This window comes from Thermogutta terrifontis (genome assembly GCF_002277955.1).
GTDB classification, from domain to species: domain Bacteria; phylum Planctomycetota; class Planctomycetia; order Pirellulales; family Thermoguttaceae; genus Thermogutta; species Thermogutta terrifontis.
Genome location: NZ_CP018477.1, coordinates 1,293,257 through 1,310,800 on the forward strand (window position 1 = coordinate 1,293,257; position 17,544 = coordinate 1,310,800).

Genomic DNA, 17,544 nt, shown 5'->3' on the forward strand with positions numbered 1-17,544 from the left:
AACGGGTAGCAGGGCCGTGCCATACACAACATCTCTTCCACGCTCCCCATGATAGCGTCTCGGCTGACACAAGGAAGCCAAGGCCTGGTTCGTTGAATAATCAAGAGAATGCTGTTACGGGATGAGTGCGGGAGAGATGAAAGGGACGGCCAGTCCGCGCGGGCGACCAGTCGGGTAGCCGCGATGATCCTTCGCTCGCATCTGTTTACCGGAAAATGATTTTTCGCGGCACGGTGCGTATAGGCCGTTCTCGCCGCGCAAAGGGACGATCAGTAAGCACCGGGTTTGCCGTAGTTGGGGAATCGATCCTGAACGGCCTCGACGTCGAATTCCGCATTTTCCTGCATGGCCTCCATGGCTTTTACAGCGGCCTCGGCGGCGGAGATTGTGGTGATGCAGGGAATTCCCTGAGCGATCGCCAGGGCGCGGATTTGGCCTTCGTCGGTGCGTGCACCTTTACCGCTTGGAGTATTGATGATGAGCTGGATGTCGCCGTTGAGAATGTAATCCACCACGTTGGGATGACCTTCCTTGATTTTTTTCAGCCGGATGACCTTGACGCCCGCCTGTTCCAGACGGTCCGCCGTGCCCTTGGTGGCGAGTAGTTCGTAACCCATACTCTGAAGACGCTGGGCGAGATGGACGATTTGATGCTTGTTGCGATCGGCCACACTGATAAAAATCCGCCCGCTGCGGGGAAGTGCCGTCCCTGCCGCAATCTGACTTTTGGCATACGCGATGGAAAAATACCGGCTGACCCCCATAACCTCCCCGGTGGACTTCATCTCGGGCCCGAGAACGATGTCCACGCCAAAGAACTTCACGAACGGGAGGACGGCTTCTTTGACCGATACCCGATTGGGAATCGGTGCTCGCGTCCAGCCCTGTTCCTTCAGTGAGACCCCCACCATCACCTTGGCGGCTGATTTGGCGAGCGGCCAGCCCACTGCCTTCGACACGAACGGCACGGTTCGGCTGGCCCGCGGATTCACTTCCAAAACGTAAACCACCGGCCGTCCGTCTTCCCGTTTGACGGCAAACTGGACGTTCATAAGGCCTTTGACCTGGAGATCTTTGGCCATGAGACAGGTTGCCTGTCGAATCTCCTCCACCACCGGACCAGGGAGACTATAGGGTGGAATGGCACATGCGGAGTCGCCCGAATGAACCCCGGCTTCTTCAATATGTTCCATAACCCCGGCCACTACGACCGTCTCTCCGTCCGCGATGGCATCCACGTCCACCTCGGTGGCGTCCTCCAGGAATCGGTCGATGAGGACGGGCTGGCCTTCCGCCGCTTCGAACGCCTCTTTGACGAAGCGTTCGAATTGTTCCATGTCGTAGCAGATTTCCATGGCCCGGCCGCCCAGTACGAAGCTCGGACGAACGAGCACCGGAAAACCGACTTTCTGGACCGCGAGCTGGGCCTCGGGCAGAGTTCTGGCGATTGCATTCGGCGGCTGCCGCAGGTTGAGTCGCCGGAGAACGTCGGCGAATTTTTCGCGGTCTTCGGCATCCTCGATGGTGTCCACACTCGTTCCGATGATCGGCAGGCCTGCCACCTGGAGGGCACGGGCAAGATTGAGCGGGGTCTGTCCACCGAACTGGACAATGACCCCATCAGCCTGCACGCGGTCCTGGATGTTGAGAATGTCTTCACAGGTGAGCGGTTCAAAGAAGAGCAGATCGCTGGTGTCGTAGTCCGTGCTCACCGTTTCCGGGTTGGAGTTGACCATCACGCTTTCGATGCCGAGCTCTCGCAGGGCGAAACTCGCGTGGCAGCAGCAGTAGTCGAATTCAATCCCCTGACCGATGCGATTGGGACCGCCCCCCAGGATCATGATCCGTTTTTTGCCGGGCTTTTTGGGCGGGGTCTCATCTTCCTCTTCGTAGGTGGAATAGTAGTAGGGGGTGTAGGCCTCGAATTCCGCGGCGCAGGTATCGACGGCCTTGAAGGTGGCGACAATCCCCCGGCGTTTCCGTTCTTCCCGGATTTCCATCTCGGTGCGGTTCCAGATGACCGCGAGTTGGCGGTCGGAAAACCCATACTGTTTGGCCTGCCGGAGCTTGGGCGTGCTCACCTCGCTGATGTCGCGGTAGCCGCGGAGCTCGTTTTCAAGATCGACAATCTCTTTGATGTTGTGCAAAAACCACGGATCGATGGAAGTGAGTTCGTTCACCTCCTCCACTGACATGCCCGCCTTAAAGGCGTAGCGGATGTACCAGATCCGCTGAGCATTGGGATGGGCCAGTTTATAGCGAATTTCATCGAGCGTGGGCTGCTGCGGAGTGCCCCAGAGGTCCTTCCCGTCGCAACCCAGACCGAACGCCCCCACTTCCAGACCGCGGAGCGCTTTCTGCAGCGATTCCTTGAAAGTGCGGCCAATCGCCATGGTTTCGCCCACGCTTTTCATCTGCGTGGTGAGTGTCGGATCCGCCTCCGGGAATTTCTCAAAAGCGAAGCGGGGAATTTTGGTCACCACGTAGTCGATGGTGGGCTCAAAGCAGGCCTTGGTGAGCCGCGTGATGTCGTTGGCCAGTTCGTGCAGACGGTATCCTACCGCCAGTTTCGCAGCGATCTTGGCGATCGGAAAGCCGGTGGCCTTGGATGCCAACGCACTGGAGCGGCTGACCCGCGGATTCATTTCGATGACCACCATCCGTCCGGTCTTGGGATTGACCGCAAACTGGATATTTGACCCTCCGGTATCCACCCCAATTTCCCGGATCACGGCGATCGCCGCGTCACGCATCCGCTGATATTCCTTGTCCGTCAGGGTTTGTACGGGCGCGACGGTGATGGAATCCCCGGTGTGGATTCCCATGGGATCGAGGTTTTCAATCGAGCAGATGATGACGACGTTGTCGTCCGCGTCCCGCATGACTTCCAGCTCGAACTCTTTCCAGCCAAGCACCGATTCCTCAAGCAGGACTTCATGGATGGGCGAGGCGGTCAGCCCGCGGGTGACGAGGTCCAGAAACTGCTCGCGATTGAACGCTACGCTCGAACCGGTTCCCCCGAGGGTGAAGCTGGGACGCACGACGCAGGGGAGACCAATCTCCTTGAGAACTTCCTGGGCTTCCTCAAGATTGTGAACGGTTCGGCCGCGGCAAACATCCAGACCGATTCGCTCCATTGCCAGTCGAAACCGGTCGCGTTCCTCGGCCTTGGCGATGGCCTCGGCATTGGCTCCGATCATTTCCACCTTGTACTGATCGAGAATCCCGTGGCGGTAGAGATCCATCGCGACGTTCAGACCAGTTTGACCGCCGAGCGTGGGGAGAAGAGCGTCCGGTCGTTCTTTCTCGATGACCTTGGCCACGAATTCCCATGTGATCGGCTCGATATAGGTGCGATGGGCCATTTCCGGATCGGTCATTATGGTGGCCGGGTTGGAGTTGATGAGCACGACCTCGTACCCCTCTTCGCGAAGGGCCTTGCACGCCTGCGATCCGGAATAGTCGAATTCACATGCCTGACCGATAACGATCGGACCAGAACCAATCAGCAGGATTTTGTGGATGTCGTTGCGTCGTGGCACGTCTGTAGTAACCCCCAGGATTGTCTCAGTGGTCTAGCGAACTTCAGAGAAATTTACCAGATAAAAACCGGGCGGCCAGCATGTTACCCACAAGCAATGCGGACAACCCGCCAGTATTTCCGCCATTGGTCCGCCGGTATCATGGGCGAGCTGCAAATTCACGACTGATCGAGAGCCTCCGGTCCGCACCTCCACGTTGCGGTGAGGCGGGGCGCAAATTACTTCATTTATGGACGATCGGCGCAGAATTTCAACCCACCCTTGGGCTGGAATTCAGCTACTTCTGAAATGGCCGAGGGATGAGAATCCTGGTGGGGGACCAAGAACGTTGCTGGTTTTGCTTCTGATGGGTGGGGTGATCCATGAACATTCCGGTAGGGGCAATTCACGAATTGCCCCTTCAACCCACTGCGCCAGAAATGTGTCAGAGGTTTCTACAAAAGTGGGGGTGGCTCAGCCGGGAGACTCGATTGACGGAAGCGGCCAACTCGTCTAGAAAAAATCCGTGCGCCGTCGTGATTGCAGTTTTTAGAGCCATTCCTCTGGAGGAGGGGCTGCACACACGGGGAGGAGCTTTCAGCTGCGCGCCTCCCCGTTGCGGTATGAACGCTGAAAAATTTTTTTGCGCACAGTCAACAAGGCACTGTTTGTTTAATGCATAAGTCCGTGGGGAGACAACTGCCGTGACGGAAAAGCCCTGGGGTGGAGTGTTCCGGGAAGCCACGGATCGTCGTGTGGAACGCTTCACGGAGAGTATCAGCTTCGATCGGCGACTCTATCAGCAGGATATCGCGGGCTCCATGGCCCACGCCAGGATGCTGGCCCAGGTGGGATTGCTTACCCCAGATGAGGCAAATCAGATCATCACAGCACTTCAGGAAATCCGGGAGGAGATTGCCACCGGTCGATTCCCATTCTCGGATGAATGGGAAGACATCCACATGCACATCGAAAAGTCGCTCATCGACCGCCTGGGGGACGTGGGACGAAAATTGCACACAGCCCGCAGCCGCAACGATCAGGTGGCCACAGATTTTCGCCTCTGGGTCCGCGACGCGATTGACGCACTCATTCCGCGCATCCGAGCTGTGCAGGCAGCCTTCGTCGATCGCTGTGAAACCGATTTCGATGTCATTCTTCCGGGTTATACCCATTTGCGACGGGCGCAACCTGTGCTTGCTCCCCACTACTGGTTGGCCTACTGCGAAAAGTTAGAACGCGACGTCGAAAGACTCATGGACTGCCGGAAGCGGGTGAATGTGTGTCCGCTGGGCTCGGCCGCAGTTGCGGGAACGAGCTTGCCCATCGATCGCGAGATGACAGCGAGGGAACTGGGGTTTGACGCACCCAGCCGGAACAGCATCGACGCCACGAGCGACCGCGATTTCGCCGTCGAATTTGTGTTTGCGCTCAGTCTTCTGGCGGTTCATCTCAGTCACTGGGCGGAGGAATGGATCCTCTGGTCCACCACCGAATATGGATTTTTAAAGTTGCCCGAGGGTTTTTGCACGGGCTCATCGATCATGCCTCAGAAGGTAAATCCGGATGTTCTTGAACTCATCCGCGGTAAGACCGCCCGGGTGATTGGGGATTTGCAGATACTGCTTGTGCTCCTCAAAGGTTTGCCGCTGGCCTACAACCGGGATCTTCAGGAAGACAAACCGCCGGTTTTCGACGCCTACGATACGGTGGCGAGTTGCCTGGAGGTGGCTGAACCCCTCATCCGGGGCGCGGAGCTTAATCGTGAGGCGATTGCCGCTCGACTGGAAGAGGGCCACCTGGATGCCACCACATTGATGGAGTACCTGGTATCGCGGGGAATTCCGCAGCGGACGGCCCACGCGATGGTGGGGCAGCTTGTCCGCGAGGCGATGGATCGCAACTGTCGGCTGGCCGACCTGCCACTCGACGTTTTTCGCGCGGTGGAGCCGAATTTGGATTCCCGCGTCTACGGTGTGCTCGGCGTGCGAAATGCCGTCCAGGCCATGCACAGTTATGGCTCGACATCCCCCGATGAGGTGAGGCGGCAGATCGACTGGTGGCGGGAAAAGCTTGCGCAGCGACCGTGAGATCGACGCCTCAAGGCTGCCCGTTGGAGCATCAGGCCTCAGCGGCGAGCAAATCAGCGGAGGTGGCCCGTCCCTCCGGCGGGTGTTTCACCCCGTGTTGCGGCGAATGGCCCTCGGGCTCACCCCACCCGTTGCAATCCTCCAGCCGACGGAAAAATTTCACACCGCGTGAGGGGCTAATTATCATGGAAAGCAGGGCAAAAGTATTTTTCCCTGACCGAGGAGGCCGGGCAAGCGCACTGGCTTGTCTTGAGTCCACGGGACCGCCCGGCAATCAATGGCGATCTGGATCAGATCGATGAGGGTTTTGCGAATGGGTGAGCACCGCCGGCTCCAACGGGTGGCTATTATCGTTGCCATGACGGCAGTCTGCCTGCTCGCTCTTCCCCTGCATGGAGCGAGGGCTGAAGCACCAGGCCGGCCGGTTGCAAACCCAAATCCGGCTCCCACCGACGAGCAGGTGGCTCCCCCGGAAGATCCTGCCGTGGCTGCCATTCTGGCGGCCAATCCATTGACTGCTCGCGAAAGAGTCCGGGCGGCCATTGTGCTTCTAAAACTGGGGCGAGTGGATCTCGCCAAGCAGATGCTCCAGAAAGTCGTGAGCAGTCCCCTCGATCCGGTTACACTCAACGCCCTCCATCAGGAATTTGGCTCGGCGCCTTTTTTTGAATTTGCTTCTCGCCCGGACCTGGCCCCCGAGGGAGGTCAACTGGCCCAGCTTGTATTTGACGCCGTGCGGCAATTTCGAACCGACCCATCGCGTCTGCAATCGCTCGTGGATCGACTTTGTCAGGAAACAGGAGAGGGGTGGGTCCAGGCGGTCCGAGAACTTATCGAGGCAGGAACCCCGGCCACGGTTCCTCTGATCACCGTTCTCCTGGATCCGGCCCGCCTTTCAGTCTGGCCGCGCGTGGAGACGGTGCTCGCCCGCCTCCGCCCGGAATCGGAGGAAGCCCTCATTTCCCTTTTGTTGTCGGTGCCGGAAGAGAAGAAAATGGGGCTCATCCATGCGGTGACGGCTCTTCAGATAAAGTCGGCTGTTCCATACTTACTGGCCACCGCCACCTGCCAAAAGTGTAGCCTCGAGGTCCGCGGCGCGGCCCGAGCGGCCGTGGAAGCCCTTGTGGGGGCGATACCCAGTGCCCGCGATTCGGTGCGGCTCATGATTCGCGAGGCAGAGGCGGTCGTCAAATCGCCGGTACCACTGGGACGTGAGGTGGTGTCGGTTCTTCAATGGGATGCAGCGACAGGGACAGTTGTTTTTCGCCAGATGACGTATGAGCTGTGGCGGAGGGAACGAGCTGCCTATCTGGCGGAGGCGGCCTACGCGCTTTCACAAGATGATCCACAACTCCGCGACCTGGCGGCGGTACTGAATCTGGAAAAACTTGGTTTTGGGCATCGGGAAGAGTGGACGCAAAAGACGGCGCAACCGGGGCAGGATGGTCACGCCCCAACTGAAAGCGCCAGGCCAGCCGACGATTTCGCCGCTGTACATCAGGAGGTGGACCGGGCATTGGCTGCCTTGAAGCCCACTCTCGACGATATGAACCGCTGGCTCGATCGATGCCTGGATCAGGGGTGGAATGCCGGAGCGTGGGCAGCCATCGCGTGGCTGGCGGAGGAGAAGAACCCGGCGGCATTGCAGTCCGGCGCAGTTCCTCCGCTTGTAAAGGCAGCGCGGGCGGCTGACCGGTCGCTTCGCTTCGCCGCTTTGCGGACGGTCCTCGAGCTGGCTCCGGGCGGGGCGTTTCGCGGCAGCAGTTACCTGTGGCAGGAGCTGTTGTTTTTCGCGCGGGGGACGGGGAGGCGCGAGGCTGTGGTGGCTACGCCGAGTCCGGCCGAGGGAGCGCAGTTGGCTGCCTACTTGAAGACCATCGGATTTAGCCGTGTGGTGGTTGTCGCGACAGGAGGCGATCTTCTGCGGGTGGCGCCTAAAATGCCCGACTGCGAAGTGATCCTCGCGTCGGCTGCGATTCAAAATCCCCCGGTGGATTTGACACTTCAGCGTTTGCGATCGGATCCGCATGCCGCGCAGATTCCCGTCCTGCTGTACGCCGAGAGCGAGTGGCTGCCGCGTGCAGACCACGTGGCCCAGACGATTCCCGTCAGTATCAGTGTGGCAACGCCGCAAAGCCCGGAAGATTTGGCGGGATTAATTGCTCGGGTGAGCGGTTTACCGGGTGCCGATCGGACGCCGGCCGCACAGCGCCTTGAACAGGCCCGGCAGGCGCTCAACTGGTTGCTCGTCCTGTGTGACAGTCCGCCTCAGGGCGTCTCAATCGTGGACCTGGAGCAGATTGCCACGGCCGCTCTGGACACGCCCGGCCAGGAAACACTGGCCATCGAGATTCTCGCCCGTTTGGCGACTCCGGCAGCGCAAACACAATTGGTGGAAGCGGCCAGTCGGGACAACTGGCCTCTGGAACTTCGCGTGAAGGCGCTCGGGGGTTTTCGAGAGGCCGTTGAGAAGCGTGGGGTGCAACTGACGACCCAGCAGATCCTTCGGCAGTACGAGCGATACAATCAAAGCGCGCACCGCGATCCGGCCGTGCAAAAGCTCCTGGGACTCATCCTCGATTGTATCGAAACTCCGGCACGGCTCCGCGAAACAAGGGCGGCACTGAACCCTTAGAGACTCCGTTCTGGCATACGTGAAGTCAGTACCGCACTGACTGTGAGTAATCCCCGTTGAGAACGGTTCCGCGTACAATAACACTCTGGATGAGAGAGTGCCTCGCCTGGTGAGGAAAGTAGCGGAGCAGATGCTGAATGAATTCCAGGATTCCCCCATTTTCCGGGGCCGACGATTCGCCACCCATACCCGAGATCATCGGCTCTTCCCCTGCCATGCGGGAAGTCTACCGGCTTGTTCGACGGGTGGCGAATTCTGATGCCTCCGTACTCATTTTGGGCGAGACGGGGACAGGAAAGGAACTCATCGCCAAGGCCATCCACCAACTCAGCCCTCGCCGTGGCGGGCCTTACATTCGGGTGAATTGCGGAGCCCTCCCGGAAGGGCTTCTGGAAAGCGAACTCTTCGGTCACGTGCGAGGGGCTTTTACGGGGGCTGTGGAGAACCGGACGGGAAGGTTCGAAGCCGCCCACACCGGCACGATCTTCCTGGATGAAATCGACTCGACCACTCCCAAGCTCCAGGTGAAGCTTTTGCGCGTACTGCAACAGCACGAATTTGAACGGGTCGGCGATACCCGGACCATTCAGGTCGATGTTCGTGTTATCGCCGCAAGCAACCGCGATCTTCTGGAAGAGGTTGAGGCAGGGAGGTTTCGCGAGGACCTTTACTATCGGCTCAACGTGGTGACGGTCTATCTTCCACCCCTGCGTGAAAGGCGGGAAGATATCCCGGAACTGGTGGGACATTTTCTGCGATTGTACAACGAAAAAAACCGGCGACATGTGCCCTTTGTTCATCCGGACGCGATGCGGGCACTCCAGGCGTATGATTGGCCGGGCAATGTCCGCGAACTTCAGAATTACATCGAACGCGCTGTGATTCTCGCACCGGGGGATGAGATCACCTGCGACCTTTTACCGGACGCCGTTGTCGGAAGGCAAGCCCCTCGGCTGGGATACCGTCGCCGGAATCTGGACCGTATGATCAGGGATTTGGTGTCCACCGCCCTGTCGCAGTTTTTCCCGGGCAAGGGAAACCTCTATGAAGAGATCGTAGGGCGGGTCGAGCGCGAGCTGATCTTCCAGGTCATGGATCGGTGTCATCATGTTCAGATCAAAGCGGCAGCACAACTCGGGCTGAATCGCAATACCCTGCGCAAGAAGCTAAAAGAGTGGGGGATGGAACTGGATTCCGGGGATCATGAGGAGGTGCCGGACACGCAAGAGAAATCGTCGGCGCCCGTCGGCGATGTTTGATAAACCTTAAAACTCCGGTTTCTCCCGCCAGTCTCCTGGGCGCAGGCGTCAACAGATTGAATCGGACAACCCTTCCTCCACAGCATCCTGTCGGGAAATCACACAAACCATGATGGAAGTTTTGCTCTTATGCATGGCGCTGGCCTACGCGGTGGTCATTGGGGCAGAGTGGCTCCGACTCCGCGGAGTGCGGATTCAACCGGGCCTGGCCATGGGACTTCTCGTGGCGGGGTTGCTGGTGCATACCGTCTGGCTGGCTTACCGGGGAGTGATGTTTTTCGAGCAATCACAATCGGGAGGCACGCCGCTGTCCGTACGGCAGGACTGGTATTACGGTATTGCGTGGGGATTGGCGGTGGTGTGCGTCATTTGGATGAAACTTCGTCCGAAAACGCCATTCGCCCTGTTCTTGCTTCCTCCGGCGTTGGTGCTGATCGTGGTGGGGTATTTCTGGGGTGATCCGCTGCCGTTTGCCCGCCATGCCGCTTCCCGGGTGTGGGGGTTCATTCACGGGGCGTCGCTGCTTCTGGCCATCCTTGCTGTTTCGGTGGCCTTTGTGGCCGGGTTGATGTACCTCGGCCAGGTGCGGCGGCTGAAGTCCCGGCCGTTGCGGACGAGTCGATGGACACTCCCCAGTTTGGAATGGTCTCAAAAAGCCAACACACATGCTTTGGGATTGGCGCTGGCGATGCTCGCCGTGGGGATTTTCTCGGGAGCTTTTCTCAACGCGATCGAAGGTAGCAGACCGCAGGAGCGCCTCCCCTGGAGTGATCCCGTCGTGGTGGCGACCTCGGTGTTGTTTTTATGGCTGGGGACCTCACTGGTGGTGGGGCTGGTCTATCCACCGCTGCGCGAGGGACGTCGGGTGGTGTTTTTGACCGTGGTGAGCTTCCTCTTCATGCTGGTGGTGCTCATCCTCGCCGTCATGGGGATGACGCAGCACGGACGCCCCCGCGGGACCGCGCTGCATGCGACCCCAGGTGGTGAAAGACCGGTCGAAGTACGAGGTGCAGCACAGCCGAACCAGACGAGCGACAACGATGAACCCCCACCTGAATAAACCTGGGGACCGAAATCAAAATCGGCAATTTTTGAGATAAGCATGCATATTCGGGTCGTTGGATGCAGTCATCACACAACCCCCCTGGTGGTCCGGGAGAAACTGGCTTTCGGACTCCAGGAGGTCCCGGACGTTTTGCGGGCATGGCGGCAGCAAATGGGGCCCACCGAAGCCGTTTTGCTGTCCACCTGCAATCGCGTGGAGCTTTATCTGGCCAGCGACACGTATCCACTGCCATCCGTTGGCGAAACGATCGATTTTATTCTCCGTTCTCGCGGGCAAAAGCAAGAAGAATGGGAGCGGTATTTTTACAGCTACGATCTGGAAGAGGCGGTGCGGCATCTCTTTCGGGTCGCTGCCGGACTGGACAGCATGGTGCTCGGGGAGCCGCAAATTCTAAACCAGGTCAAGCAGGCGTATCAAATGGCCGTCGATCACGAAATGGTGGGAGCCATTTTCCACCAGACTTTTCAGTACGCGCTCAAAGCGGCAAGACGGGTGGCCTCGGAAACTTTCATCCAGCAGCGGCGCGTGAGTATTCCCAGCATTGCCGTGGCCGAATTTGCTCGGGCGGTTTTTGAGCGTTTCGAGGACAAGCTCACCCTGGTGATTGGGGCAGGGGAAATGGCGGAGGAAACCCTTCGTTACCTGCGGGAGGAAGGGGCCCGGCGAATCATCGTCATCAATCGACATTTCGAACGGGCGCAAGAGCTGGCCGCTCGATGGGAAGGTGAGGCCCGGCCCTGGGATGAATTATGGAAGACGCTGCGGGAAGCAGATGTGGTCGTCAGCACTACGGGATCGTCAGAACCGATTGTGAAACGGGAGTCCGTGCTCCCGGTGATTGCCTCCCGACCGGAGCGTCCGCTGTTTGTTCTGGATCTCGCTCTGCCGCGAGATTTTGAACCCAGTATTGGCGACCTTCCCGGTGTTTATCTTTACTGCCTGGACGACCTTCAGGAGGTGTGCCAGAAGAATCGGGAAGCTCGGGATCGCGAGCTTCCACATGCCTACACCATTGTGGATCAGGAGGTGGCCGCACTGATGAGCACGCTGTATCGGCGGGCGGCCACACCTGTCATCCAGCGGTTGCGGGCAGAATGGGATGCTGTGAAGGAGGAAGAATTACGGCGTCTTTGGCAAAAGTATCCCAACCTTGATCCGCAATTGAAAGCCGAGATCGAAAAAAGCTTCGATCGACTTGTGGCCAAGTTGCTGCATCCGCCCCTGGCATCCATTCACGAACATTCGCACGCCAGTTCTCCCCACGAGCTTCTCGACGCGCTGCGAAAATTGTTCCGACTGTCATAATCGGACCAATCTGCGGCTTGGACAGTGCTGCTTGTAATCCAAATAACACCTTTGCGGATCAATTTTGTCAGAACTCCGCACTGGAAAATGCCATATTTTTGACGGTTACCCACTCACACGGTGTGACGTCCCCCAGTTTGATCCCCCCGCGTGTGCGATCAGTGGGCTCGTGATTTGTGACGACATCTGACGCACGTAACAGTGACCCACACAGGATAGCTGGCAATGATGAGTAAACGTCGTATCAGAGTTCTCGTGGTAGACGATTCGCTGGTCATGCGGCAGTTGATCAGCGATGTGCTCTCATCCGCGCCTGACATGGAGGTGGTTGGAACGGCTCCCGACGGGCGCAGTGGGCTGCGGTTGGCGGAGGAACTTCAGCCGGACGTCATCACGCTGGATATTCAGATGCCCGGCATGGATGGTCTCAGTGTTCTGGATGCCCTTGTGTCCCGACGTCCGGTCGCGGTGATCATGGTCAGTTCGTTGACGCAGGCGGGAGCCGCCATCACTTTGGATGCCCTGGAACGAGGCGCTGTCGATTACGTCACCAAACCGAGCAGTGCCGCGGCCGCTGGGAAATCTTTTGGGGTCGAACTGGTTCGCAAGGTGCGATTTGCCGCCGCGTGCGATGTGGCAAGAATCATCAGACTTCGGCGACAACGGTTACAAGCGACGGCCATAGTGCCTTCAGCCGCAAAACTTCCTGCCGCCAAGGACGATAGCGACTGCCCGCAGCTCCGCGACGCGTGTGTGGCCATTGGGATTTCGACAGGTGGGCCACCGGCGCTGACCGCCCTGTTTCGAGATCTCAAACCGCCCATGCCTCCCATTTTTGTCGTGCAGCACATGCCGCCGCAGTTCACCAAGCCTTTTGCGTGGCGGCTCAATTCCGTGAGTGCCCTGACGGTCAAAGAGGCGGAATCCGGCGAGGTGGTCCGTCCGAACCATGCCTATGTGGCGCCGGGGGGATATCACATGGCCGTCTCCGGACGTCCGCCCGCGGTGCGGATCCGCGTTTGCGACGGTGAGCCCGTCAGTGGACATAAACCATCGGTGGACGTCATGATGAACAGCGTGGCGGAAGTCTACCGCAAGCGGGTGCTGGGGGTCATCATGACGGGGATGGGCCGGGATGGTGCCAACGGCTGTCGTGCCATCCGCAGAGCGGGCGGATATGTCCTCGGACAGGATGAGGCTACTTCCGATGTCTACGGGATGAACAAAGTGGCCTTTGTGGAAGGCAATGTGGACCGACAGTTTTCCCTCCCCGACGGTGCCCGGCTGATCATGCAGTATGTGGAGGAGCATTTCCTCGCGCGAACCGCGGGAGTCCGTTGACACGGCGCAATTGGAACGCTTCACCTTGGTCAACCCGTCGTTCGCCACCTGTCACCCTGGGGCTTCTCTGAACCATCGCCACTTTATGTAGAAACCGTGAGATGCCATGGGCGCAAGGTCTGGTAGTGGCAATTCATGAATTGCCCCAACCGGTTAACCAGCAACTGACCGCACGCGTTGCGGCACGGCGGATGAAATGGATTGTTCAACGTGGGAATGCAGACCTGACAAGCCGGTTTCTCCGGGGTGAATTCCGCTTCCACAAAAGCCCGTGTGGACCTTCGCGTTCCTCTTCGCAGCGGAAAAGTGGGGATGTGCCAGGAAGCTTCTTGGGCGAGACACATTACCGGGTGTTCTCGATGGCCATGCTTTGGCTGGCGCGCCAGTACTCTGTGATGGGGAAGACCTTCACCACCCAAACACGGCCGACGAGAGGACACCAGGTCGCCTGCCCGGCGTATTTCACAAACGCTGGTTCGCCGTGATAGGCCAGCCATTTGTCGATGTCGTTCCAGGCGCTGGGGCGGTGCTGAATGACGTACCATCGGGCGTCAGCCGGGGAGGAAGCCGGTTCCGGCGCGAGCCAGCCCCACGCATGCTGAAGATCGAGATTGTCCGGCGATCCTGCGGAAAAATAGACTTTTTCACCGGGGACGCACTGAATACGAAGCCATAACAGGACGTCACGATCCAGCCCGTCCCAGTAGTACGTCGGTTCCATGCCCCGCTTGGTAGCGCCTGGCAAACCGCCGATCAACAGGTTGTAGTACGAGAGCCACTGCGGCGCAAAACAGAAGATGGGTATAACGCACAGTATTAGCGCGATCCAGCTCGCGACTTGCACCAGCCCGGCGAGCTGGCGGCGCTGGGAGCGGGCTGCCGGAAAGGCCCTCTCCTTTGCATCAGTATTCATCGCCACGTCAGCCGGACTGCGTGATCGGGGCCCTTGATCGGCGGATGTCGCCGTCAGCATTTTCGGTCCCATCGCGACACCCAGCCCGGCGAGTAGTGCTAGAAACGCAAACGCGGGAAGAAAGAGTCGAATTCCATCGTGGGGCGGCGCCCCGGGGATTGCCCGCACAATAATGAGAATACCCCAGTGCGCTGCCAAAAGAGCGACCGAATGGTGCATCCGTCGCCGGCCGATGGTCGCAAGGCCCAATACAAAGAAAAGTAAAATCGGCAGGGGAACCGCCACGGCAGTCCAGAATAGGGTGTTGTACCAGGGCAGGGGGTGATACAGATCGTACATCTTTCCCAGAAAGTATGTGGGAATGTTAAGTCCCGGGAGCTGGCCCCGATGGAGATTGAAACGGAAAAACATGAGCATCCCGACGATGGGACGCACCCACAGGGGAGGATTGCACAGGAAGAAGGTGACCAAGGCCGCGAGAAATCCCCAGCACAACAGCAGCCACGTGCGACGATTGCCTTGTAAAACGGGCCAGATCAGAAAGGGAAGCGGAGCCAACCAACCGGTGAATTTGCAGCTCATCGTTGCCCCCAGCAGGGCACCCCAGCGGATCGCTGGAAAGATGTCGTCTCTCAGTGTGGGCTTGGCGGCCCGGGTGAAAGCCTTTTCTGGAAAGGCGGCCCAGGAGAGGAGCCAGAATGCGGTGAGCGGTCCATCAAAGGACGCATAATGGGCGTGGGCGAACAAACGCGGCTGGAGGATCAACGCGGTCGCGGCGGCCCAGCCTGCCTGCGGTCCCCAGTGACGAGTCATCTTCGCGGCAGCAGAACCTACGGCCACAGCGAAGAGCAAAATTGGACCAAACCGGTAGCGTGTGAGAGGATCCAGCACGTTTGGCGATGCGGCTTCTCCGAGGGCAATGACGATTCCGTAGAGGGCCGGGTGGCCTTCCCGCTGCGTGGTGAACGGAAATCCCCACCAAAGTTTTCTTCGAGAGAAGGGATGACCCGCGGGTGTGTTACTCTCGCTGGAGGACGAGAAGAGGTGGGCAAACCAGGCCTGGATCCTTTCTGCCCGGCGGATGGCATCGCCCTCATCCCAGGTCATGGGCGTGACGGGAGACGTGAACAGCAGGCAGCAGAATGTGACGACACCACAGGCGCACCCAATCCACGCGGCGCTGCGGTGAACTGGGCCAGTCGTTTCAATGTTCGGGAGCATTGGCGTAGGTGACACCTCGACCATAATCGCTATTATCGTGGGGAGACCGATCGCATGCAGTGGCGGAGCAACTTTCCCGCACGGGTTACGCCCCCCGCTTCCATCGTGCAGAATCGACGACGGAGCGACCGAGCGCATCGGAGCTGGGACCGGGTCCAGACTCCTGCGAACATGTTGCGGAACGACTGGTGCCATGCGCCCGGTTGCTGGTGGCAGTGAGACCCAGGAGGAAGCGCGAGCCTTGGTGGTGTTGCGAAGTGCGTCGTGTGGAAGGAGAAACGCCGTTTTTTTGGATACGTCGGGAGGGGATTGCGAGAGGCGGGAAGCCAAACTTACGGGGCGTCACTGGGCGGGGATACCGCAAAGTTCTTCAAACACCGCTTCCACGTGATGGGCGTGCACCCGGGTTGATTTTTCGGCATAAGCAACCAGGAGAGCGAGGTCGCACAACCTGTTGATACGGCGAGGGATACCGCCGGAGAGGTCGGCGACCTGCTCAAGGGCCTCCGGAGTGAAGATCGCGCCCGTGGCACCCGCCTGACGGAGACAGTGTTCCACGTAATCGCGGGTTTCTTCAAGTGTCAGAGGACGCAGGAAAGACTTGATGGCCAGCAATTCCTCCACGTGCGGGAGTTGCTCCAGGATCGGCAGAACGAGGGGGTGTCCCAGAAGGATCACGGTCCAGGCAGGCTGCCCATCGAGAGCGATGGTCATGAGATTGCGGAGAACATCCCAGTTTTTGTGGTGCTGAAAAACGTGTACGTTGTCGATCACGAGAATTCCGTGGCGATTCGCGCTCCGGTTCTTGCTGAGCGTTTCTTCAAGATAGCGGAAAGCTGCGTATCCCGATCCACGCGGTGGAGATCCCAGCTCTTCAGCCAAGTCTATGAGAAACGCTTCTGCGTCGTCCAAAAGGGCCGTCTTGCGGACAATGGGCTGATAGGATTCAGGAAGCGACGCCGCGAGCAGTTCCACGATGAACGATTTACCGGTTCCAGCCGGACCAACTAGGAGAGCGCTGGCCTGACGTTGTTCCACGGCGTAGCGAAGTTTCAAAAGAGCCGCCTGATGGGACCCGCTCGGGAAATAAAACGACGGGCGGAACTCGTTCCGAAAGGGCTGTTCGCGAAGTTTCCAGAAGGCTGTGTACATATTCGCTCCACCGAACGGTGTGTTCACCGCACGGGCGTGTGCTCATGCCGCCTCACGTTCACAGAGAACACGGTTATCTTCCGCCGTGGGAGGAACGAATGTCTCAATCAGGCCGAGGACACGTCCCCGTTGCTGAATTTCACGCACGATCGAAGCCACGGAATCGATCCTCTGAACGACGACGAAATCCCGACATTCCGACAAAGGCACGGAAATTCGCGAGGGCAAGCTCCGAGTGTCCTGAGACTGGTCCCCCTGGGAAACCGGTCGACTGACAAAAGTGGAGCCATAATCCACGAGAATCCATTCGTACGTGGTTTGCCATTCTGGCAGCAGGCGAAGCCCTGACCCCGCGAAAGGGGAAAATGTCTGTGCGGGACGGGACGGAAGGATGTCGAAGCCATCCTCCACCGACCGGATTATCACTTCTCGCAGTGGCAGTTTGCTGGGAACAGCGTCTTGCCAGCCACGCTCGGCCATGACTCCCAGGGTCTCGGCCAGGCTGTGGTCGGGCGAGCCGTCGATAACGAGCACTTTTTCCCCACCACGTCCCAGCTTGTAAGCAATGGCCAGCACGGTCGTGGTGCAACCCTGATGCGGCTCACCGGAAACAAAACCCACCAGTCGCGGATTGTTGCGCACGCTTTGACGAATTCGCTGGAGACACCCTTCCAGGGTGCTGCCCGCATATTGGAGAAGATAAAGCAGGGTTGGTCGCGGCGCGAAACGGTCAACTTCCAAGGCCGGCCGAAAGTGAGGGAGGGACCCGGTCTGCGTGACGCCGAACGTCGGGGGTGAAGAGGATGTTTCGGCGGCTCTTGGGTCTTTTCCCTGGCCCTCAAGGTCCTCTTCCAGAGCTGAAGCAGCGTTGACCTGGCCCGAAGGCCCCAATCTCAGAAACGCTTCCTCCAGCCGGATTGTGGTTGACCGATCTTTCATATCACCGTCTCACTCACAAGCACACAAAATCGTCGCAGTGACCAAAGGAAGCTGCCGAAGGTTTACATTCATCGGGTCACGTTTCACCGGCTTACTGCCGAG

Annotated in this window: 10 protein-coding genes; 6 read left to right on the forward strand and 4 right to left on the reverse strand. The window is 59.0% G+C overall.

Features of this window, described 5'->3' with window-relative positions:
* Window positions 1–269: 269 nt before the first annotated feature.
* Complete coding sequence (gene carB, locus THTE_RS04845) at window positions 270–3,542, reverse strand: carbamoyl-phosphate synthase large subunit (protein WP_095414373.1); 3,273 nt, start codon at window positions 3,540–3,542, stop codon at window positions 270–272.
* Window positions 3,543–4,225: 683 nt separating this feature from the next.
* Between carB and argH the strand changes: the two genes are divergently transcribed.
* The 6 genes from argH to THTE_RS04875 all read left to right on the forward strand — a co-directional run bounded on the left by argH (window position 4,226) and on the right by THTE_RS04875 (window position 13,217).
* Window positions 4,226–5,611: an argininosuccinate lyase gene (argH, locus tag THTE_RS04850; RefSeq protein WP_095414374.1), complete on the forward strand. Its 1,386-nt coding sequence runs from the start codon at window positions 4,226–4,228 to the stop codon at window positions 5,609–5,611.
* A gap of 313 nt (window positions 5,612–5,924) precedes the next feature.
* Entirely contained in the window at window positions 5,925–8,246 is a 2,322-nt protein-coding gene (locus THTE_RS04855) for a hypothetical protein (protein WP_095414375.1), read from the forward strand.
* A 215-nt stretch (window positions 8,247–8,461) separates the two neighbouring features.
* Entirely contained in the window at window positions 8,462–9,505 is a 1,044-nt protein-coding gene (locus THTE_RS04860; protein ID WP_237260252.1) for a sigma-54 interaction domain-containing protein, read from the forward strand.
* Between the two features lie 109 nt (window positions 9,506–9,614).
* Complete coding sequence (locus tag THTE_RS04865) at window positions 9,615–10,565, forward strand: hypothetical protein (protein WP_095414377.1); 951 nt, start codon at window positions 9,615–9,617, stop codon at window positions 10,563–10,565.
* Window positions 10,566–10,607: 42 nt separating this feature from the next.
* Entirely contained in the window at window positions 10,608–11,876 is a 1,269-nt protein-coding gene (hemA, locus tag THTE_RS04870; RefSeq protein WP_095414378.1) for a glutamyl-tRNA reductase, read from the forward strand.
* A gap of 225 nt (window positions 11,877–12,101) precedes the next feature.
* A complete protein-coding gene (locus tag THTE_RS04875) occupies window positions 12,102–13,217 on the forward strand; it encodes a protein-glutamate methylesterase/protein-glutamine glutaminase (protein WP_095414379.1) in 1,116 nt (371 codons plus the stop codon).
* Between the two features lie 343 nt (window positions 13,218–13,560).
* Here the strand turns inward: THTE_RS04875 and THTE_RS04885 are convergent, their stop codons facing one another.
* From THTE_RS04885 to THTE_RS04895, 3 genes are all read right to left on the reverse strand, one after another.
* A complete protein-coding gene (locus tag THTE_RS04885) occupies window positions 13,561–15,351 on the reverse strand; it encodes an ArnT family glycosyltransferase (protein ID WP_095414381.1) in 1,791 nt (596 codons plus the stop codon).
* A gap of 342 nt (window positions 15,352–15,693) precedes the next feature.
* The gene (locus THTE_RS04890) at window positions 15,694–16,503 is read right to left on the reverse strand and encodes an ExeA family protein (RefSeq protein ID WP_095414382.1); all 810 of its coding nucleotides are present in this window, start codon (window positions 16,501–16,503) and stop codon (window positions 15,694–15,696) included.
* 42 nt (window positions 16,504–16,545) lie between these two features.
* Entirely contained in the window at window positions 16,546–17,442 is an 897-nt protein-coding gene (locus THTE_RS04895) for a P-loop NTPase family protein (RefSeq protein ID WP_095414383.1), read from the reverse strand.
* Window positions 17,443–17,544: the final 102 nt, after the last annotated feature.

Bases quoted from the DNA above. Each gene is read 5' to 3' on its own strand.
- THTE_RS04875 (WP_095414379.1), top strand. From the start codon at position 12,102: ATGATGAGTAAACGTCGTATCAGAGTTCTCGTGGTAGACGATTCGCTG.
- hemA (WP_095414378.1), top strand. From the start codon at position 10,608: ATGCATATTCGGGTCGTTGGATGCAGTCATCACACAACCCCCCTGGTG.
- THTE_RS04855 (WP_095414375.1), top strand. From the start codon at position 5,925: ATGGGTGAGCACCGCCGGCTCCAACGGGTGGCTATTATCGTTGCCATG.
- THTE_RS04885 (WP_095414381.1), bottom strand. From the start codon at position 15,351: ATGCTCCCGAACATTGAAACGACTGGCCCAGTTCACCGCAGCGCCGCG.
- THTE_RS04865 (WP_095414377.1), top strand. From the start codon at position 9,615: ATGATGGAAGTTTTGCTCTTATGCATGGCGCTGGCCTACGCGGTGGTC.
- THTE_RS04895 (WP_095414383.1), bottom strand. From the start codon at position 17,442: ATGAAAGATCGGTCAACCACAATCCGGCTGGAGGAAGCGTTTCTGAGA.
- THTE_RS04860 (WP_237260252.1), top strand. From the start codon at position 8,462: ATGCGGGAAGTCTACCGGCTTGTTCGACGGGTGGCGAATTCTGATGCC.
- THTE_RS04890 (WP_095414382.1), bottom strand. From the start codon at position 16,503: ATGTACACAGCCTTCTGGAAACTTCGCGAACAGCCCTTTCGGAACGAG.